Annotated in this window: 22 protein-coding genes and 3 pseudogenes; 12 read left to right on the top strand and 13 right to left on the bottom strand. The window is 37.7% G+C overall.

What is annotated here, in order from left to right:
- The first annotated feature begins 18 nt into the window (after nucleotides 1–18).
- The 5 genes and pseudogenes from K6984_RS35130 to K6984_RS36715 form a co-directional block, all read left to right on the top strand.
- A complete protein-coding gene (locus K6984_RS35130; RefSeq protein WP_263458596.1) occupies nucleotides 19–147 on the top strand; it encodes a hypothetical protein in 129 nt (42 codons plus the stop codon).
- 686 nt (nucleotides 148–833) lie between these two features.
- Nucleotides 834–1,421, top strand: coding sequence for a recombinase family protein (locus K6984_RS26620; protein ID WP_221898144.1), 588 nt, complete (start codon nucleotides 834–836; stop codon nucleotides 1,419–1,421).
- Between the two features lie 80 nt (nucleotides 1,422–1,501).
- Complete coding sequence (locus K6984_RS26615) at nucleotides 1,502–1,639, top strand: hypothetical protein (protein WP_221898143.1); 138 nt, start codon at nucleotides 1,502–1,504, stop codon at nucleotides 1,637–1,639.
- A gap of 30 nt (nucleotides 1,640–1,669) precedes the next feature.
- A pseudogene (locus tag K6984_RS36720) lies at nucleotides 1,670–1,804 on the top strand (transposase); the annotation flags it as partial.
- A 51-nt stretch (nucleotides 1,805–1,855) separates the two neighbouring features.
- A pseudogene (locus tag K6984_RS36715) lies at nucleotides 1,856–1,963 on the top strand (IS6 family transposase); the annotation flags it as partial.
- Nucleotides 1,964–2,213: 250 nt separating this feature from the next.
- On the opposite strand, the gene K6984_RS35125 reads toward K6984_RS36715, so the two are convergent.
- Genes K6984_RS35125 through K6984_RS26600 form a run of 3 tightly spaced genes read right to left on the bottom strand, consistent with a single transcriptional unit; the run spans nucleotide 2,214 to nucleotide 4,185 of the window.
- Nucleotides 2,214–2,342, bottom strand: coding sequence for a hypothetical protein (locus tag K6984_RS35125; protein ID WP_263458596.1), 129 nt, complete (start codon nucleotides 2,340–2,342; stop codon nucleotides 2,214–2,216).
- Nucleotides 2,291–2,827, bottom strand: a complete 537-nt coding sequence (locus tag K6984_RS26605; protein ID WP_221898141.1) for a hypothetical protein — start codon at nucleotides 2,825–2,827, stop codon at nucleotides 2,291–2,293. The genes K6984_RS35125 and K6984_RS26605 overlap by 52 nt, the downstream gene beginning before the upstream one ends.
- A gap of 59 nt (nucleotides 2,828–2,886) precedes the next feature.
- The gene (locus tag K6984_RS26600) at nucleotides 2,887–4,185 is read right to left on the bottom strand and encodes a transposase (protein ID WP_221894571.1); all 1,299 of its coding nucleotides are present in this window, start codon (nucleotides 4,183–4,185) and stop codon (nucleotides 2,887–2,889) included.
- 352 nt (nucleotides 4,186–4,537) lie between these two features.
- Between K6984_RS26600 and K6984_RS26595 the strand changes: the two genes are divergently transcribed.
- The 3 genes from K6984_RS26595 (at nucleotide 4,538) to K6984_RS26585 (ending at nucleotide 6,171) form a co-directional block, all read left to right on the top strand.
- Entirely contained in the window at nucleotides 4,538–5,059 is a 522-nt protein-coding gene (locus K6984_RS26595; RefSeq protein ID WP_221897944.1) for a hypothetical protein, read from the top strand.
- Nucleotides 5,046–5,648 carry a hypothetical protein gene (locus K6984_RS26590; protein WP_221897945.1) on the top strand — a complete coding sequence of 201 codons (603 nt, stop codon included), beginning with the start codon at nucleotides 5,046–5,048 and terminating at the stop codon, nucleotides 5,646–5,648. The genes K6984_RS26595 and K6984_RS26590 overlap by 14 nt, the downstream gene beginning before the upstream one ends.
- A 310-nt stretch (nucleotides 5,649–5,958) precedes the next feature.
- Nucleotides 5,959–6,171, top strand: coding sequence for a hypothetical protein (locus K6984_RS26585; RefSeq protein ID WP_221898140.1), 213 nt, complete (start codon nucleotides 5,959–5,961; stop codon nucleotides 6,169–6,171).
- Nucleotides 6,172–6,220: 49 nt separating this feature from the next.
- Here K6984_RS26585 and K6984_RS26580 read toward each other — a convergent pair whose 3' ends face one another.
- From K6984_RS26580 to K6984_RS26565, 5 genes are all read right to left on the bottom strand, one after another.
- Nucleotides 6,221–7,387 (bottom strand): IS3 family transposase, encoded by a 1,167-nt coding sequence (locus K6984_RS26580; RefSeq protein ID WP_087870166.1) that lies wholly within the window; start codon nucleotides 7,385–7,387, stop codon nucleotides 6,221–6,223.
- Nucleotides 7,388–7,668: 281 nt separating this feature from the next.
- Nucleotides 7,669–7,950, bottom strand: a complete 282-nt coding sequence (locus K6984_RS26575) for a hypothetical protein (RefSeq protein WP_221898139.1) — start codon at nucleotides 7,948–7,950, stop codon at nucleotides 7,669–7,671.
- 1 nt (nucleotide 7,951) lies between these two features.
- On the bottom strand, nucleotides 7,952–8,608 hold the full coding sequence (locus tag K6984_RS26570) for a nucleotide-binding protein (RefSeq protein WP_221901059.1): 657 nt from the start codon (nucleotides 8,606–8,608) through the stop codon (nucleotides 7,952–7,954).
- Between the two features lie 339 nt (nucleotides 8,609–8,947).
- Entirely contained in the window at nucleotides 8,948–9,076 is a 129-nt protein-coding gene (locus K6984_RS35120; protein WP_263458596.1) for a hypothetical protein, read from the bottom strand.
- A gap of 218 nt (nucleotides 9,077–9,294) precedes the next feature.
- Entirely contained in the window at nucleotides 9,295–9,966 is a 672-nt protein-coding gene (locus K6984_RS26565) for an AbiU2 domain-containing protein (protein ID WP_221898137.1), read from the bottom strand.
- A gap of 165 nt (nucleotides 9,967–10,131) precedes the next feature.
- Between K6984_RS26565 and K6984_RS26560 the strand changes: the two genes are divergently transcribed.
- The 4 genes and pseudogenes from K6984_RS26560 to K6984_RS26545 all read left to right on the top strand — a co-directional run bounded on the left by K6984_RS26560 (nucleotide 10,132) and on the right by K6984_RS26545 (nucleotide 11,858).
- Complete coding sequence (locus K6984_RS26560; RefSeq protein WP_221897747.1) at nucleotides 10,132–10,809, top strand: recombinase family protein; 678 nt, start codon at nucleotides 10,132–10,134, stop codon at nucleotides 10,807–10,809.
- 114 nt (nucleotides 10,810–10,923) lie between these two features.
- A pseudogene (locus tag K6984_RS26555) lies at nucleotides 10,924–11,058 on the top strand (IS6 family transposase); the annotation flags it as partial.
- A gap of 199 nt (nucleotides 11,059–11,257) precedes the next feature.
- Nucleotides 11,258–11,593, top strand: coding sequence for a type II toxin-antitoxin system RelE/ParE family toxin (locus tag K6984_RS26550; RefSeq protein WP_087871633.1), 336 nt, complete (start codon nucleotides 11,258–11,260; stop codon nucleotides 11,591–11,593).
- Nucleotides 11,583–11,858, top strand: a complete 276-nt coding sequence (locus K6984_RS26545; protein ID WP_087871634.1) for a helix-turn-helix domain-containing protein — start codon at nucleotides 11,583–11,585, stop codon at nucleotides 11,856–11,858. Before K6984_RS26550 ends, K6984_RS26545 begins: the two co-directional genes overlap by 11 nt.
- 691 nt (nucleotides 11,859–12,549) lie before the next feature.
- On the opposite strand, the gene K6984_RS26540 is transcribed toward K6984_RS26545, so the two are convergent.
- The 5 genes from K6984_RS26540 to dndB form a co-directional block, all read right to left on the bottom strand.
- Nucleotides 12,550–13,716 (bottom strand): IS3 family transposase, encoded by a 1,167-nt coding sequence (locus tag K6984_RS26540; protein ID WP_087870166.1) that lies wholly within the window; start codon nucleotides 13,714–13,716, stop codon nucleotides 12,550–12,552.
- Between the two features lie 537 nt (nucleotides 13,717–14,253).
- Nucleotides 14,254–14,628, bottom strand: coding sequence for a DndE family protein (locus K6984_RS26535; RefSeq protein ID WP_147774193.1), 375 nt, complete (start codon nucleotides 14,626–14,628; stop codon nucleotides 14,254–14,256).
- Nucleotides 14,601–16,622, bottom strand: a complete 2,022-nt coding sequence (dndD, locus tag K6984_RS26530) for a DNA sulfur modification protein DndD (protein ID WP_221898136.1) — start codon at nucleotides 16,620–16,622, stop codon at nucleotides 14,601–14,603. Before dndD ends, K6984_RS26535 begins: the two co-directional genes overlap by 28 nt.
- On the bottom strand, nucleotides 16,576–18,132 hold the full coding sequence (dndC, locus tag K6984_RS26525; protein ID WP_221898135.1) for a DNA phosphorothioation system sulfurtransferase DndC: 1,557 nt from the start codon (nucleotides 18,130–18,132) through the stop codon (nucleotides 16,576–16,578). The genes dndD and dndC overlap by 47 nt, the downstream gene beginning before the upstream one ends.
- The gene (dndB, locus tag K6984_RS26520; RefSeq protein WP_221898134.1) at nucleotides 18,129–19,214 is read right to left on the bottom strand and encodes a DNA sulfur modification protein DndB; all 1,086 of its coding nucleotides are present in this window, start codon (nucleotides 19,212–19,214) and stop codon (nucleotides 18,129–18,131) included. The genes dndC and dndB overlap by 4 nt, the downstream gene beginning before the upstream one ends.
- Nucleotides 19,215–19,316 lie beyond the last annotated feature (102 nt).

The following is a 19,316-nucleotide window of genomic DNA, read 5'->3' as shown; positions in this document are numbered from 1 at the left end:
TTCGGGGAGTCGCTATTTTTGCGAAAGCTTGTTTTGGGCATCCCAGCCCAAGCAAGCAGCAAAAACTTAACGCGACCACTTATGCCTCCGGCGGCCCCGATTCGTCCTCGTCACCTCGTCCCGACCCAACAAGGGGTCGGAACATAGGCTCCAAATGACTTGACGCCGTGTCGGATGGCCTTTTATTTTGTCTCCACCTTCGCTAACGCTCAGACTCCGACAAAATAACGGCCCTACGGCTATCGCGGACTAAAAATCATCACTTCGCTTAGGCTCCGTTTCCCTGATTTTCAGCGATAGCATGTCTCTATGGCCAGAGTATTATACGCCCCGTGCTCTCGCTTATTGTACTAACTATTGTCTGTGCGTTTATTTATGCTTATAAGTCTAGCTTAGATTATTTTCCTTTCTGTTACGGGCTCTTGTATTCTTTATCTCAGGTATTTTCATTCGTCCCTACCGGACGTAGCACCACAATTGCTATTCTTGATAAGTTATTTCCATGCGAAACAATAATACCGAACGGGGTCTATTTCTTAAGCCTATTTCAGGGCGTGCTATCGTTTGTACTTGTGTTTTTAATAGGCTTAGGATTTCGGAATAGATTTCGACTCTGAAATTCACTCTCCCACTTTAAAACCTGTTAACTCTATGGAAGCGGACAGTTGCTCCAATAGTTTATGTTAAAAAAACAAGTGTATTTTTTACATCGCCATAAACACAGCTAATCACCATTAACAAGACCTTATTTATAGTTAATAATGTTAAAAAAGGCTGTTAAAAAACTTATCTCATGCTATAGTTAATAAAACCCATGTTAAAAAAGTAAACAGATGAAAATAGGTTACGCTCGAGTTTCAACATCTTCTCAAGATACATCACTACAAATAGACGCGCTTAATGCAGCTGGTTGCGAAATAATTTATAAGGAAAAAGCGTCAGGAAGTAAAAAAGACAGACCCGAACTTGAACAATGTTTAAAGTCTTTAAGGAAAGCTGATACGCTGGTTGTCTGGAAACTAGACAGGTTAGGAAGATCATTACAACACTTACTTGAAGTTATAAATGATCTTGAAAATAAAGGAATCGGTTTCACTTCATTAACTGAATCAATAGACACGACTACAAGCACAGGCAAACTTGTTTTTAATATATTTGGCTCACTTGCAGAATTCGAACGCTCATTAATTAAAGATAGAGTAAAAGCCGGCTTAGAGGCGGCTAGAAAAAAAGGAAGAATTGGAGGAAGGCCCTCAGCTCTTGATGAACAACAAAAGGAAATGGCAATAACGATGTTCAACGGCGGTGCATTGAAATCTGACATAGCAAAACATTTTGGTGTTACGAGACAAACTATTTACACCATATTTCAGGCGCGCCATGCTACCTCACGAAATTCCGGGACTCCTGTGTCGCGGTAACTCGTTCTCCTACGCAGCCGAACAGGAGATGCTACAGCCGCCCTGAGTCCGCCACAGACTGAGCACAAAGCAGCTCAGTCATGGCTACCAACGGCTTTCGGGGTAAATTTTTAGCCTCCCAGGCGCGCCATGCTACCTCACAACATTCTGGGACTCCTGTCACTATAATCCCCCAGCAAATCCAGACAAGAAATCAAAGCAATCTTATTCCAAATTAGTTACTATTTGTAAAAAATTGGAGTATTAAAATGAGCAGAAAAAGAACGGTCTACAGTGCTGAATTTAAAAGCAAGTTGGTATTAGAAGTTTTAAAGAATGAAAAAACACTGCAAGAAATTGCCAGTGCAAATAACATCGCACCTAAGAACCTACAAAACTGGAAAAAAATATTCTTAGACAATGCAGAAATAGCAATGAGGAGGCTAAAATTCTATGCTCAAGCAACCATTGGTGGAATTGAAACGGCACATATGATCCGAAAGGGACAGTTGTCTGGGGAAAATATTCCTGCTTATAAGCAGTTTATGGCTTTAGCAGGATAGTTATGCCTGAAGACCAGGAGGTCTGCGCTTTTGATAATTATTGCGACAGAACCATCTTTTTGTTGTGGCGACAACATTTCTAGGATGCATGAGTAGACCTCCGCTGAAAATCAGGGAAACGGAGCCTAAGCGAAGTGATGATTTTTAGTCCGCGATAGCCGTAGGGCCGTTATTTTGTCGGAGTCTGAGCGTTAGCGAAGGTGGAGACAAAATAAAAGGCCATCCGACACGGCGTCAAGTCATTTGGAGCCTATGTTCCGACCCCTTGTTGGGTCGGGACGAGGTGACGAGGACGAATCGGGGCCGCCGGAGGCATAAGTGGTCGCGTTAAGTTTTTGCTGCTTGCTTGGGCTGGGATGCCCAAAACAAGCTTTCGCAAAAATAGCGACTCCCCGAATCAAAAAGTATGTCCAGCCACATATGAGGTGTTTTACCCTTAATAAGCTTAGTATTATAGCGTTTGGCTCGCATTTCTATAACATGAAAATCCAGTGCCTGTTGGTGGTTTTTATTAGCCTCTGCAAGTTCTTTTAGGCGACATAAACGCTCTCCATCACTTTTATCGAAATCACCCTTCGGAGGATAATTATCCGATATTTCCATCCTATCTAGAGACACTTGATTGGTTAACTTTGTATTGGTTAAATCCGGTATGCAGTTAAATGTATTGTCTGAAATATCCAAAGATTTATCAAAACTGCTATGACGTAAAGAAAATTTTGACAATGTCTTTTGGTCAGTCAATGACTGAAACAAGACATGCCCTTTAAATTCACAGTACTCAAAACTAACTTCATCCGCATAAAACTTGACGTTTTTGAAAGAAACGTCTCCCTCCCCGAATATAGATTTATTGAAGCTCAATCTACATTTATCCTCATTCTTGCCGAATGTAGCTTTACCGAAAGACACTAATCTATCCATCAGTGTTCCCCTATCAATTGAGGCCGTGAAACTAACCTCGCCACAAGAGAGCTCATAAAGCACTGTAAAGACATTCCTGTTATTATTGCGTTTTGAACTGCCCGAATGGTATACGAGCTGATACGAGATATTCTTGCCTGGAAAAATAATGGATTCACAAAACGATCTCGTTTTTGAGCCTGTTGCTGCCTTATCTCCAGAGCCTCGCTATATTTTTTATCCGATGGATGAATCAATTCTGGCTGTTGTGTTTTTGAAATCTCTTCAAATACGCGCATTAAATTATAGCTCATTGCAGTCAGGCGCATTTGATTTTCAAGTGAGCGGGTATTGGAAGACCAAGCTTTAGTTTCCTTGAAATTACTTTTAGTGTTATTGAATGTCTTTTCAATCGTCCATCGCTTGAAATACAGCATGGCAATGGTTCCAGGGTTAATAGTCATTGGCAAGGTTGTCACAAACCGGTGAAGTTTTCCGGTTTCTGGATCACGGTAATCCACCACGTTAAATTTGATGCCCTTGTTTTCGTACACACTGTATGCTTCAACCCCTGTATTGATCTCATGGCGGGAGTCAAAAGGGATAGACTCAACCAGAGTCGCAATTGAATTTTCTTTTAGCATTGAAATCATGTAATTAGCATGTCGTTTCTGCCGATCCCACCAGACAAAGTCGGTGACGGCTTTATCGTAGACATAGAGATGTTTCTGAGAGCTGTTATTTCCCTTGTTTTGCTTTTCAATATGATCTCGTAACACAGGTATTTCTTGATGCCTCTGAGTTCCGTTTGTCACCAGACAAAGAAATCTGAGCAACCCACTTCTGAGATTCAACGCGTAAATCCCCCCAGCCGCATAAACTTTCCCCTTGCTGTTTTTTTCAGTATGGCAGGCATGATCAATAAAATGTCCATCCGCTGCTTCTATGGTGTATTCGTCAAGTTCCGGGAATGCTTTAAGATAATCAATGCCTTGCGACAGCAGTGTTTCAGCGTGAAGATGATAGCTCTGCTGTTCAAATGCCTCAAGCATACTTGTTCGTCTATGCGACTTCAGTGATTTAAAATACGTTGAGTGGGGAAGCAGCTGGCCATAAATCTGTTCATTGGTTTGGAGGAAATGGCGACCACTATCGACTACACTGATACAGCGTAATAACCCAAGGCGAATAAAGTCGATATCCTTCAACTCTGGGCATGAACGAGCCCACAAAGGATGACGCTCTGCTAACAGGGCACGTTCCATACTTTCATTGCAGTGTTGGTGAATATGTTCAGAGAGTGGTAGGTCTTTAAGCATGGGTGATATCCGTTTATGAGGTGATTAAAACGGAAATTTTTAGAAAAATTTTTTCGGCAATTGCAAGCTTTATTTGAAATTATTTGTTGTTTTTTTACGGTGCCTACAGAGTGTCTATTTTGCTGTTATAAGTGATTAAAATCAAAAAGATGGAAATATTCGAGTGGTGCTACCTTCAGGTAGGTTATAGGCTGCTTTGTTTAGGTACTTCTTCTTTCAATGGGAACACTGATGGAAATTAAATCTTATGATCGTAGGTAATAGGCTATTTTGGTTTTTGCGACAGAACCAATAAAAATATTCTGCCATAATTCAATCCTTCCATCACTGCGTAATCCTTATACAGAATTTAATGATAAAAAAGAATATCTTAATATTGGTTTTAATAACTATTGTATTATCCGGATGCTCTAAACATCACTTTAGAAATCGTTTTGTTACTTATTACGGAAGCTATGCTAGTAACGAGAGACAAAATATCCCCACCTTAGTTTTACCAAAACTTATTGAAACTAATGACATAAATAAAAAAGTAGCCGACTATAAAAATAGAAATTACGTTGTTTTGGGGGACTCAAAATTTGATGGGGAGTGGGAGGCGAGAACAAAAGCTATTGATCTTGCCAATAAAATAGGGGCAAGTATCATTATTATCCAGTCGAAGGAAATTTCCGATATTTCTCATAGGTATTCTATCTCTGTTCCTACAAGTAACACTTCATATCACTCTGGCAGGGTTTCTACAGGTATTTCTTATACAGGCACTTCAACCACGCACGGTAGTCTGGAAATTCAGGGAGAATATACCGTTAGAGAGTATAGGCAAAAAGCAGTATTTATGATCAAAGGGAAATTAGGTAATGTCACTAACTAGAAAACTGGTAGTATGTCTTGTTATTATTATTAACACGGGTTGCGCTACTTTTAGTCGTGGTTACACTCCAGAAACTGTCTCGACGACTTCAAGATACACTGATTCTGATACTGTATCTCTTCAAGACATCTCGTTTTCGGTAGACTTAATAAGTGAGATAGGACGTTTTGATGCGCTAAGTAAAGAAGACATTGTAGAGGAAGTTAAAGAAAAATTGAGAGCTACAGGGCTATACAAAAAAATATTATATGCACCTTTTATCAAAAAAGAATCAAAGCATTTCTATTTTCAAATCATTATTAGCGGAACGAAAGAAGAGGAAGGCTTTCTTCTCGGTTATTTGTCAGGCCTAACAGTGATGTCAATACCCGTAATTTCTGATTACTACTCAGATATGTCGGTGTTTATTATAGAAAAAAATAATGAGGTATTTTCTGCATCAGCTTCAGAAAAAATAATTAAGATCATTTGGCTTCCTCTTATTATTTTAAGCCCACTATTTAATGATTACGCTATTGCTAATAAAGTGCTTGAAAAACAAGTTGATTACTTAATAAGAGAAATATCGGCAAGGCCAACTGGGGTCTAAAGCGGCCCCTATTGTCAAGACCATTTTCTCCAAATAATTAGGAAAAATATCTAACATTCTCATAAAAAACGTACCTCGCTTGGTGTGTGATAATCCAAGCTTTGGTGCAGTCTCTCTTGGTTATAAAACTAGAAATAACGTTTTAAGCCAGATCGCAAATCAAGGTACAGTCTGATAGTCATTCATTTGTGAGTGAAAAGCTTGTGAACTGTACCCATTGATCTGTATTGAACATCGTAGGGGTACTTACTCCTGTGGCAATATCATCGCCTGAATGACATCGACTTTTTTATCCATGAAATAAACTTAAATGATAGATAAAGAAAAAATACCTAAAGGGTATCCAACACATAAACATCAAGCCGACTTTTGGGAGCATTTAGGTCGAACAGTAGCCACTTTTGGCTATCTTGAAGATGCTCTTGTAAAAGGAATTTATGTATTTGAAGTAATGACGAAACGTGACAAAAAAGTTAACAATGAGAAAGGTTTTGAGGACTGGAATAATAAGCTTAATATATAGCACCCCAAAGAGTCAAGACAGATTTTTCAACAATCCTTATTCCATATTCCTAAGCCGCTTCATTCTGCTGTTCATTAGCTAAAATACTTTCTCTATATACATTCATTGGTTTTTTATAGTCCAGGGTTTCATGAAACCGTTGATGATTATAAAACTCAATATAGTCATCAACATCTTCTATTAACGCTCTAATTGAACCATATTCATTTAAATAAATACGCTCACATTTTGCACTTCGCCAAAACCGTTCAATACAAATATTATCCGTTGCTCGTCCTTTTCCATCCATAGAAATAGTAATGCCTTTGTTTTTTAGTCGTTGGGTATGAATTTCACTGGTGTATTGACTGCCTTGATCCGTATTAAAAATTTCAGGTGTTCCGTAGAGAGAAAGCGCTTCATCTAATACATCCATAACTAAAAAAGAATCCATTGTGTTTGATATTTTATGGGCGAGCACTGCTTTTGAGTGCCAATCAATAATCGCCGCTAAATAAACCATCCCTTCTTTGGTTTTAATATAGGTTATATCTGTACTCCAAACTTGGTTAGCGTGTGATATATCAAGATCTCTAAGCTTATAAGTATATTTTTTATGTTCTTTTATGGGGATCGTTGTATTGACTTGTTTTACCGCTAATACGGCTTTCAAGCCCATCTGCTGCCGATAACTCGCCACCGTGTTTAAACTGACTTTAAAACCACCTTCAAGCAACTGCTGGTGTACTTTAGCCGCACCATAAATAGGGATGTCTTTAAAAATGTGATTAATCTGAGTTTTGATCTCTTCTTTCTTTTTATTCTCTCTTTTTTTGTAATAGAGATTGCTTCTATTTAATCCTAATAATGCACACTGCTGTGTTAGAGGTAGAGTGTTAAGCTTGGGCTCAATCAACTGTTTTCTATCAGATGAGTCCAAGCTTTTTAGCTTTTTTTCGAGCCACTCCTTTTCAACCGTCATTTTTCCTACGATTTTTGTGAGCATCTCATTTTGTTCTTGAGCTGCTAATAGATCCTCTTTGTAATCTTTAACGGCTTTGGAGGGCTCCATTGCTATTTCTGCATTGTCTAAGAATATTTTTTTCCAGTTTTGTAGGTTCTTAGGTGTGATGTTATTTGCACTGGCAATTTCTTGCAGTGTTTTTTCATTCTTTAAAACTTCTAATACCAACTTGCTTTTAAATTCAGCACTGTAGACCGTTCTTTTTCTGCTCATTTTAATACTCCAATTTTTTACAAATAGTAACTAATTTGGAATAAGATTGCTTTGATTTCTTGTCTGGATTTGCTGGGGGATTATACTCAACCTGCACCACTGGTACGGATGTTTTTGTAACCTTTGACGTTGTATTTTGTTTCAGATCACCATACACACGGATTAATTCCGCAGTATCAAAAGATCCATCACTATTCCTCTATACCCTACCAGATGAGACATGAGGGGATTTATGCGACAGAGCCTTATTTTCTATTAATTTGAACCTTTATTACTTCGGGTCATGCGCCATTATTTCGGGATTTAAATTCCTCGAACATCTCCAAAAACAAGACATTCATTGACTTACTACGCATTGATGCATACGCCTTAAACTCATTTCTTGCGCTCTCTGGTACTCTTATTTGCATGAGAACAAGCGAGCTAGGCGGCGTTTGTTCTGTCGCTGCTGCTGGCTTGGCTTTGGCTAGTATGGCCTCCTTTAAATCAATCGTGTTAGGGTCAAGCCCTGTTTTGCCTTTTGTGTCTGTTTTTTTGCTTACTGGTGGTTTTAGATTTGCCATGTTATGCGCTCCCCTGCTTCGCTGTTTGTTGCTCTGTTGCTTTGTTAAATAATTGTTCTATGATTTTATTTGTTTTGTCGCTTAAGCTCTTAAAAGGCGTTTCCGTAAAGGATAAGCCCTTATCCATAGCTTGAGAATATGCCGATTTCATGGGAATCCAGCCACGCACCACGGAAAAATTCCAAGCCTCGATACTGGCGCGGGTATTCATGGCCTCTTTATCGCCCTTGTCAGGAACTCTACACACGACAAACACAATAGAGGCTCTATCTATACCCTTATTAACAAATTCAACGGCCAGTTTTAAAGACGGCTCTAAATCATCCACTGAAATTCCCACGGGTATTATAATCAGGTCACTTTTTTGGGCTATCGGCAAGGCGTGAGTATCAGCAAAGGCTTTGCCGTCCACTATAAGAACATCCGCATTATTCGCGGCTTTTAGTGCGGTTTTAGGCTCTGAATACAAAGAAACATCAATAGAAGGCTCTACCCCGCTCTCTTTGCGCCGCTCCCCCCACAAGAAAGATGTTTGTTGTTTCCCGTCAAGGTCTGCGACATGTACCGCCCATTTATTACGCGCAAACTCAACCGCCAACGCACGAGCAAGGCTTGATTTTCCCACCCCGCCTTTTTGGTTTAATAATGAAATAATCATTTTTATTGTTTCCCCTACATATAATAAAAACATTGAACACAATATAACCAATACTTAAATAAATTACAATACCTTTAATAAATACATTAAAAACAATACATTTATTAATACACACAAAAACACTATAAATATATTTTATATTAAAACAAATACAACCAGTACTTATTGTACTAATAGGTATATATTCCTTCGCTGAAAATCAGGGAAACGGAGCCTAAGCGAAGTGATGATTTTTAGTCCGCGATAGCCGTAGGGCCGTTATTTTGTCGGAGTCTGAGCGTTAGCGAAGGTGGAGACAAAATAAAAGGCCATCCGACACGGCGTCAAGTCATTTGGAGCCTATGTTCCGACCCCTTGTTGGGTCGGGACGAGGTGACGAGGACGAATCGGGGCCGCCGGAGGCATAAGTGGTCGCGTTAAGTTTTTGCTGCTTGCTTGGGCTGGGATGCCCAAAACAAGCTTTCGCAAAAATAGCGACTCCCCATTTCCCGACGTTATCTGCTATCATAATTCTCAATTTCAATACAAAGGTAGATCATATGCTCAGCTTCAAAGGCACTCACTTCCCAAAAGATGTCATTCTTTCGCTGAAAATCATGGAAAAAGTAAGCGTAAGCGATTGCGTTAAACGTCTGTGGGATGCGTATGAGCCCAGGAATACAAACCTGTAAATACTGGGGGAGTCGCTATTCTTGCGAAAGCTTGTCTTTCAGGTTAGCGAACAATATTTGTTGATCATCTTCGTCCGTGGTCAACAGCATTTTCTTTACATCACTTAGGAAGCCTACAAAATCAAGAACATCCCCTTGGCCAGAAGAACAACGGAAGTCTAACGCCCCTACTCCTATTAGGTTTCCAACAAGATCACAATACTCTTGAATATTCCCAATAAAATTATCGAGATCTTTCTTTGATGTTTCGACAAGTACAAGACCTTTTTTATAGGTGTTTTTATCAGAATGAGCAATAATTCTATTACGTGCTGGACTTAATTTTTTTCCATAATCCGTTATATTTGTTGTCAAAGTAGTAATAGAGTCAATTTGTTTACGCCATTTATCACCATCAAACTGCTCCTCAATTTGAGCATTTATTAGATTAATTGAAATGTTGTTACGAGTTTCTCTGTTTACCCGAGTTGATTTACGATCCACCAAGTTACAAACGCATAGAATCCAGTTTCTAATTAAAATTGAGTTTATTTCCCCAAAAAAAGTTCCTGATATTTTTTCTAACAGATCAAAATTGGCAGGGTCAAACAAATTATGATAAGTATTAAAGTCACTTCTAATATCGATGCAATGCTCACGAAAATAAGTAAAATCTTCTTTTAAGTTTGCTAAGGCGTCTTCATTCATTTTGTATCTCCTTGCTAATTCTGTAGCTCATCAGTGAGGCTATAAGTTTCCCCCAGAATAATTTAACTCTCTTTCTGTTCACTAAGCAACGATGCGTTTTTAGTTGCATATACATATTATAAACCACCGTTTATAATTTGTATAACTAAATAAAAAGGTGTGATTATGATTAAGAAAGCTATAGGTTACGTAAGAGTATCAACCTCTGAACAAGGAAGAAGTGGGTTAGGGCTAAAGGTTCAAGAATCGAATATAAAGGAATTCTGTAAAAATGAGGGTATTGAGTTAATCAAGATATTATCCGAAGTGGAAAGCGGAAAAGGGTTTGATGCTTTAGAGAAACGCCCTGTATTATCTCAAGCATTAAATTGCGCTAAAAAGGAATCAGCTTATATCATTGTGAATAAGTTAGACAGACTAGGTCGCGATGTTGCTTTTATATCATCGCTAATGGCAAATAAAACCCCATTCATTGCAGCACAACTTGGAAGAGACGCAGACACCTTTATGCTCCACCTATACGCGGCTCTATCCGAAAAGGAACGGGAGTTGATTAGCACTAGAACAAAGGCGGCTCTACAAATATTAAAGGCGCGAGGGGTTCAACTAGGTAATCAAACAAATTTAGATGAAGCACGGCTAAAGAGCAATGAAATAAACAAGGAGCTAGCCAGTGACTTCGCTAGAACCGTAAGCGACATTATCGAGGGGTATCGGATTAAAGGCTTATCAATGGGGAATGTGGCTAATGAATTAAATAAACTAGGCGTAAAAACGAGACGCGGGGGTAAATGGCACGCATCAACAGTGAAGAATATTATTGATCGAGAGAAAACAGTATAAATTTAGGCGGTTCTGTCGCATACCCCCCCCCTTCCCTACGTTATCTGCCATCATAATTCTCAATTTCAATAAAAGGTAGATCATATGCTCAGCTTCAAAGGCACTCACTTTCAAATGATGGGCTTTAAAGCGTTTCACTCCGCCCAAGCAACAATTGATGGAATTGAAACGGCACATATCATCCCAAAGGGGCAATTGTCTGAGGAAAATATTCCTGCTTATAAGCAGTTTATGGCTTTAGCAGGATAGTTATGCCTGAAGACCAGGAGGTATGTGCTTTTGATAATTATTGCGACAGAACCAAACAGCCCCAATACATCAAGAATTGATTGATTGGGGTGATTCCCCCGAAGTAGGTAATGAAAGCATGGGATCAAGTTAATACTGATACTTGTATGTTTATATATCTATTGATATAATTACATGTGGATATTAGGAAAAACTAAAGATGAAACAAATAGAATTTAAGGGGACTTCATTAAAGGATTTAAGAGGTTTCCCTGAAGCGGCTCGTAACGAAGCTGGTTATGAGTTGCGAGAAGTTCAAAAAGGCAATGAGCCAACAGATTGGAAGCCAATGTCAAGCATTGGAGTGGGTGTAAAAGAAATACGGGTAAAAGATGAGCAAGGAATTTTTAGAGTTGTTTATGTGGTTAAGTATTTGGAGCGAGTAATTGTATTACATGCTTTTCAAAAGAAAACAGAAAAGACCGCTAAAAAAGATTTAGATTTAGCCAAGCAGCGATTAAAGTTAGTATTGGAGGAAGTTGAAAATGGCAAATGAAATATTTGATGATGTGTTTGATGCGTTAGAGGATGATCCTGTTAGGCGCAAAAACTTAAAGCTACGATCTCAATTAATGAGTGAGATTAACGCCAAAATTAATGAAGGCAGGCAAACACAGAAAGAATTAGCCCTTATTTTAGAAACCACTCAGCCTAGAGTATCAGCCTTGAGAAAAGGGAAAATTAACGGATTTCGTTTAGATATGTTGTTTGATTTTTCAGTACGATTAGGTTTAAACCTATCACTATCTAAAGTAGCTTAAAGATGTTTAATCAAATATTTGTAGGTTTAGCGGTTCTTTCAGTTGTTATACTTTTTGGCTATCTGGAGCTGGAAAGACATGAAAAATAACGAACAAAAGTAAAGGGGTAATAATGAGTAATCAAGCAACTAAAGAAGAACTTGCTCAGCATGAAAAAATACAGGCGTAAATTGCAAAATTAATTGCTGAAACATCAAAAATTAATAGCGAGAATAGGTGGTATCCAGCTATTGTTGGTGCATCCGCTGAAAATCAGGGAAACGGAGCCTAAGCGAAGTGATGATTTTCAGCGGGTGAAAATGACTAAAGTCAGGTTAAATTAAAATATATCCATTTGATTTTAAAGTTAAAAAACACGCTGAGTAGTTACACATTTGTGATGTTTTTTTTTCAGAGGACATCTTAAAAGTTGAAGTACTACCGTTTTTTATTGATTGGTTTGCGACCGAACCCTTTCAGTGCATAGTGGTTGAGTTTTCACAAACATTTGTTTTTTTGCAAAAGAACCGTCTTGAAGTTGTTTGGGTATAGAGGAGCAATATTATGAAAAAAAAACTTTCTAAATCGAATTTTACTGCTTGTGAATGGCACTTCGACAAAGAAACTGAAAATCATGATGGCTATGAGGGTGTCATGATATAGCACCCCAAAGAGTCAAGACAGATTTTTCAACAATCCTTATTCCATATTCCTAAGCCGCTTCATTCTGCTGTTCATTAGCTAAAATACTTTCTCTATATACATTCATTGGTTTTTTATAGTCCAGGGTTTCATGAAACCGTTGATGATTATAAAACTCAATATAGTCATCAACATCTTCTATTAACGCTCTAATTGAACCATATTCATTTAAATAAATACGCTCACATTTTGCACTTCGCCAAAACCGTTCAATACAAATATTATCCGTTGCTCGTCCTTTTCCATCCATAGAAATAGTAATGCCTTTGTTTTTTAGTCGTTGGGTATGAATTTCACTGGTGTATTGACTGCCTTGATCCGTATTAAAAATTTCAGGTGTTCCGTAGAGAGAAAGCGCTTCATCTAATACATCCATAACTAAAAAAGAATCCATTGTGTTTGATATTTTATGGGCGAGCACTGCTTTTGAGTGCCAATCAATAATCGCCGCTAAATAAACCATCCCTTCTTTGGTTTTAATATAGGTTATATCTGTACTCCAAACTTGGTTAGCGTGTGATATATCAAGATCTCTAAGCTTATAAGTATATTTTTTATGTTCTTTTATGGGGATCGTTGTATTGACTTGTTTTACCGCTAATACGGCTTTCAAGCCCATCTGCTGCCGATAACTCGCCACCGTGTTTAAACTGACTTTAAAACCACCTTCAAGCAACTGCTGGTGTACTTTAGCCGCACCATAAATAGGGATGTCTTTAAAAATGTGATTAATCTGAGTTTTGATCTCTTCTTTCTTTTTATTCTCTCTTTTTTTGTAATAGAGATTGCTTCTATTTAATCCTAATAATGCACACTGCTGTGTTAGAGGTAGAGTGTTAAGCTTGGGCTCAATCAACTGTTTTCTATCAGATGAGTCCAAGCTTTTTAGCTTTTTTTCGAGCCACTCCTTTTCAACCGTCATTTTTCCTACGATTTTTGTGAGCATCTCATTTTGTTCTTGAGCTGCTAATAGATCCTCTTTGTAATCTTTAACGGCTTTGGAGGGCTCCATTGCTATTTCTGCATTGTCTAAGAATATTTTTTTCCAGTTTTGTAGGTTCTTAGGTGTGATGTTATTTGCACTGGCAATTTCTTGCAGTGTTTTTTCATTCTTTAAAACTTCTAATACCAACTTGCTTTTAAATTCAGCACTGTAGACCGTTCTTTTTCTGCTCATTTTAATACTCCAATTTTTTACAAATAGTAACTAATTTGGAATAAGATTGCTTTGATTTCTTGTCTGGATTTGCTGGGGGATTATAGGTTAATAGTGTAACGAATGGCTTTACCTATTGCGCTGTCCTTTATGTTCCGAATTCTGCGTTGCCCCCTATAACGCTCAAATTCTCTCAGAACTCAAAGAATCCAATGAGTACGAAAGGTGCTTGGAAAATCTAGAGGCGTTAGAACGAATATCGCCTGTAGCCTGGTTTCATATCAATTTTTCTGGATTTTGTTCCTTTGCTGACTCTGAAAACAGCCATGATTTTTCAGCGCTAGCCAGAAAAGTGCATTTAGAAACATAATATATCTAAATTTAAGGGGATTTTTTGCAGCCGTAAATTACAGAGGAGAAGTGAAGCTAGGCTTCGTAAAAACGTAGTACCTCTGTATAGTGAGTATTGTAAGCCTTACAGTGCGTTAAGCGAAAAATATCGCGTTTATGCACAATACCCCATTCTTACACACATTCGTTTTTTTTGCGACAGAACCATTACAAATCACTCAACTCCTCAAGTTGTCTAATATGTCCCATTTTAAATACGCCCACCTCAACCATAGCAACAATTGTTTCACCTATACTTAAATCCAACTGTTTATCATGAATGTATTGATTAATCAGAATATCGTAGAGATAAATATGTTCACCAAAAAATGTAGTGTCGTTTAGTTCTTGCCCTCCCTCCATATTACCAACCCCCGCGTTAGATAAGTCACCGCCCTCTCTAATTGCAAGCATAATTGCTATACGTGACAATATGTTAGAGGTTAGACCTGTTTTGGCCTTTAAAAAACGTAGTTTATCTGTTGCTTTTTTAGATAGCTTAATTCGGTTAGGGATCACACTGCCACCTCCGATGTTTTCCAAAAATAACCACTTTCTATATGACTAGAGCCATTGGAAAAGTCATAATCAAGCATGATTTTATGCGATATATGCTCATCAAGTGATGCAAGGTATGTTTTTCCTATTTCCGTGTCTGTTGAAAGAATAATGACCTGATGACTGGCACTAGGGAAATAGTTTTCAACTAACTTTTTACGATGCTTTGAATCAAGCCGTCCTAAAGGCGTATCAATAATGATAGGGAGTTTTCGGCCCGAAGTTTTTGCCAAAGCATCAAGCATTGCAATTGCATATATTTGGCGTTCACCTGCTGATAGGCTCTCTTTAGGTATCTCATTGCCAAAATCATTAAGCAAGGTGACTGAAAAGGTATGGGGGTCAATTTTAGCATTAATGTTGATGTCATATTTTCTGGACAGGTTCTTAAAAGACTGAATAAACTCAGACTCAACATTTTTTATTTTATTAACAGCAACACGCTTAGAAAACTCAGTTAATGCCGATTTTGCTTTATGGGCATAATCCAGGGCTCTGTTACTTTCATCAGAATCAATAAACTGATTATGTAATTTATCTAAATCTCTTACTGTATCAATTGCTTTACGCAAATAATCTTTGATTTTTTCTTTTTGTTGAGATAGCTGTATAGCTAATTCTGATTTAACTTCTTGTGCGTCATTAAGTTCTTTTAACCGTTGAGACAGTAGATCTTGTTCTGGTGCCCTGGCAATATTGATACCTGCGGAGTCAATATTTTTCATTAACGTGTTGATCTCTTCCGCTAATTCATTTGCTTTTGGCTGTTGATGATTTATTGCATCTAAGGTAGTAGATGCAATTTTCTTATGTAATGATTGAGAAACATCATGAATGATATTGTCACTTCCTTGTGGAGTGAGTAATTCAGAAAACTCACTATCCATTTCTTTTTTTATAGAATCAAAGACTGGTTTCTCAACCACCGTAAGTAGTCTTTTTTCAAGAGAATAAATATGTTTTGATAGTGTTTTAGCTATATTTTTATTCTGCTTTGATTGTTCTTCCATCACTAACTGCTTGAGACAATGATTAACAAAATCAGGTGCAATGGAGAAAGGAAAGTTGCCAGAAATACTCTCTCTTAATTGGGCTTGCAGGATATCTTTTGTAGCATTGTAGGATGAAAGTTTTTTTATTTCTTCTTCTCGTGATTCTGCCCATGCACCGCCTTGAGCATTTAGATTATTGGTTAATTGATCAATTTGTTTAGAGGCATGGATCACACAAATTTTTATTGACTCATAATTAACCTGTTCTGCATCAATAGCCTGTTCTTTCGTCTTTAATGTTTGTTCAAGGATATTTATTTCAGACTTAATAGTATCTGATAACTGTTGTTTATTTTGTTTGCGAATAAAGATATTGATGTCAGAAATTAACTTTTCTATTACGTCTAAACCGATCAGTTTTTTAAATGATTCACCCAGCGCATTACCTTCTGTATCTTCCGCTAACTGTGCAATTTTTTCACCATCAAAAAAGAATAAATCAGAGACACATATAGGGATTAACTCATTTAAAAAACCTTGTGCTTTATCATAATTTAAATTATCAATTGAGCGACCATCTTGTGATATTTTTAAAGACTCTGTGACTTTATTTTCTGTAATGGTCCAAGACCGTTTAACATGATAATTACTAATCACACCTAAGTTGGCATAACTGAACACTAACTCAACAGCCGCATTATTAGCTTTAATTCTCGTCGATTTTGAACTGTGCAATGAATCAGCCAAGAATTGATGGTAAGATTTTATTGTTGTACCAATACCTAATGATTGACGGCCATATAAAGCTAAACGAATAGCGGTAAGTGTTGTTGTTTTGCCTGCACCATTTAATCCACCAAATAAAATAATAGGTGGTTGTTGTCCGTCACGAGGTTTAGGAGCCAAAGAAAATTCATGAGTCCCTTTAAATACTCTAAAGTTAATTACTTTTAATGACTCTAAAATCATTAGATTTAATCCTCTCATAACGCTGTTTTAAATCAGCTAACTTATCGTGGTAAATATTTTTCATTTCAGGGGCTGTGTTTCTTTGGTTAATATCTTCCAAAGTCCCCCAGTCCTGTTTCAACACTGTTTCAATTTTAGTTAAAATTCCTGTTCTGCGGCTTAGCCCTGTCATAGCCAATTCAAGATCAATTAATTTCATCACCATTTCAGCGGGTGCACCATGTTCTGATTCAATTTCTTTTAATAATATTGCATCAGGTTCAGTAAAGGCCCCCGCATCATTTTCTACCCAGTTAAGATCTTTACCATAAACAGAACGATAAATAGCAGGTAAAGAATCTGCCCAGTCTGGCTCATTAGGGTCGCGTAACCAAAATTGACGAATTTGTTTAAGTTCATCTTTTTGAATTAACTCAATTTTTCGTGTTGAATCACAAATATCTTTTTCAATTTTTAATAACTGCTCTAACCACTTTTTTCTAACTGACATCCAGTAAGGGCCTGGTATATGTTTGGCTTGGGTGTTTCTTTCTTCTGTAATTTCTCCTTTGATATAACTGACCTTCCCAATTCGTCTTTTATAGTTTCTATAAGTCGGTTTATTCTCAGGTAATGTTGAAAAATGAAGTTCGTTTCTAAAATCTAAAATAGGCTGCATCCATGTTTCGCCTGTTTGAATTAAGCCTTCAATGGCTTTATCTTTAGTAACAACGGTACAAGTCCAACAACCAAAACGTGAATTACCACAAGATGGGGTGCTCGTATCAATAACTAGAGGGCACTCACCCGCGTTTGAGCCCTTATATAATTCAAATAATTGTCGGTTTGTACCTTCCCATGGACAAGGTGCACTCATTAAGTATTCCCAAACTTCATCAGCCGACCAAGTGGCAATGGGCATATAAGTGAACGCATTAGGTAAGGATGAGTGTCTGGATAAAAGAGACCCTTTGATTTGATAGTTTGCGATAACTTGAGCTCTTGATGAACTCTCTAAAGAGCGAGACCCTAAAACAACAATCACTTCACCAAATGTTGCAACTTTGTCTAAAATAAATTCACTAACAGGGTTTATTTTCATTCGTTCTGTACACCACCTGAAGGTTTGCGTAGGTGCAGGATAACCACGGCCTAGTAAATTAACCCAAAATGTTTGATCGGGCTTGGGTCTAACAGGGTGTGCAGTCATAGGTAAGTGATCGGCTACTGCTTGTTGATTGATTCGATCCAGAACGGATAAAATAATATCAACAACTACGGGGGTTTCAACCAATGTGTCAGATGAAACCACATAGATATGTTTTGTTAGCTTATCTTTAGGTAGCTCCAATAAAGCGTTATAAATTAAAGAAAGGATAGTGGTTGAATCCTTACCTCCACTAAAACCAATAATCCAAAGGCGTTGGTCAGATAAGTATAGTGATTGAATTTCCTTAGTTATTTCTGATAACTTGCGACCCGCAATAGACAAGTCACTCACCATAGCTTGGTGGGTTGGGTAAATAAAGGTTTCCTCTGTTGTTGTCATGAGTGAAATTCTTGTTCTAATTGTTCTTCGATGTCATTTAAGGGGATGTCTAAATGCTGTTTGATATAATTGCCTGTTAGAAGAACATTAGTCCGTGCTTTACTAACACGCCCATGGACTAAAGCACGACCTTCCCAGTCTTTATTTTGTCGAGACCAGTCGATTTTTGATAGGTTTGTTAACCTTTTTTTCCAGTCAGATTCAAAATTACTTAATAAATCAGCACCAATATTTCCCATTGCTTGTAGCATCACGCCATGTGCATGAATGTATTGTTCACGTAATTCTGATGTCATTAATTTTTTATCTTTAGCCTTTATCCAGTCAGACATATTTTGAGTGACTTCAGACCAAAAAACAGTGGCTAATAAAGTATCTTCTTCAGTAATTAAATCTTTAACGCCTTTGCGTAGAAGTGATTTACTAGCGTTTTTTATACTGCTTAAAGTAAATAGCTTGGAACTCCTGTTAGATATGCTAGACTTTTCTAATTCAGTCATACGAGAAAATATATTAACTTCGTTTGATAGGTGACGGGCTAAGCCAGAGAGTGAATCTCTGTAATCATAAAGAGTGCTAATAGAGTCGCTTGGTCGAACTGCATGTTTGTTTAAATCAGCAAACATTTGTTGACTGCGATGAAGTCCTTCGTCAATAAAGAATAGAACAGAAATATTGTCGTGACCAAGTTCAGGGTTTTCTTTGATGGCTTGCTCAATGGCTGCTCTACGATGCTGACCATCGTTGATTAAAATTTGTGCGTCCATGGGGATAAGTAATGCTCCCATGTTTTGTCCAATTCCTGTATCGCTTAAAGGTTCAAAATTAACCATCGCATTGACTGATGCGGTCAAAGAGGAAAGAGTATAATCAGTTGGACTATCTACAAGGTAAGAAGTGATTTCTGGTATTCTACTCTTATTTATTGTCCTTTGAGCGCGTAGCTCTGGAGGTACTTCCTCTCCATCAAATTGGAACAAGGTGGGGACAAGCCGCATTGGACACATCGCTATATAACAAGGTTTGCCTGCTTGTATACCTCTTACTGCAGGGAACGAATGGGTAAATTCAAAGTTATTCATAGCAATAAATCTGGGCAGGAAGTCATTTAATGACAAGTGACCGCATAAAAGGAAGTTAATTATAATGTCCTTTGTTTTTATGGGCAAGTTCTGTATCGATCA

This window comes from Bathymodiolus japonicus methanotrophic gill symbiont (assembly GCF_019721995.1).
Taxonomy (GTDB): domain Bacteria; phylum Pseudomonadota; class Gammaproteobacteria; order Methylococcales; family Methylomonadaceae; genus Methyloprofundus.
The sequence above is the reverse complement of the archived record's forward strand: the minus strand, read 5'-3'. Positions and strand labels throughout refer to the sequence as shown.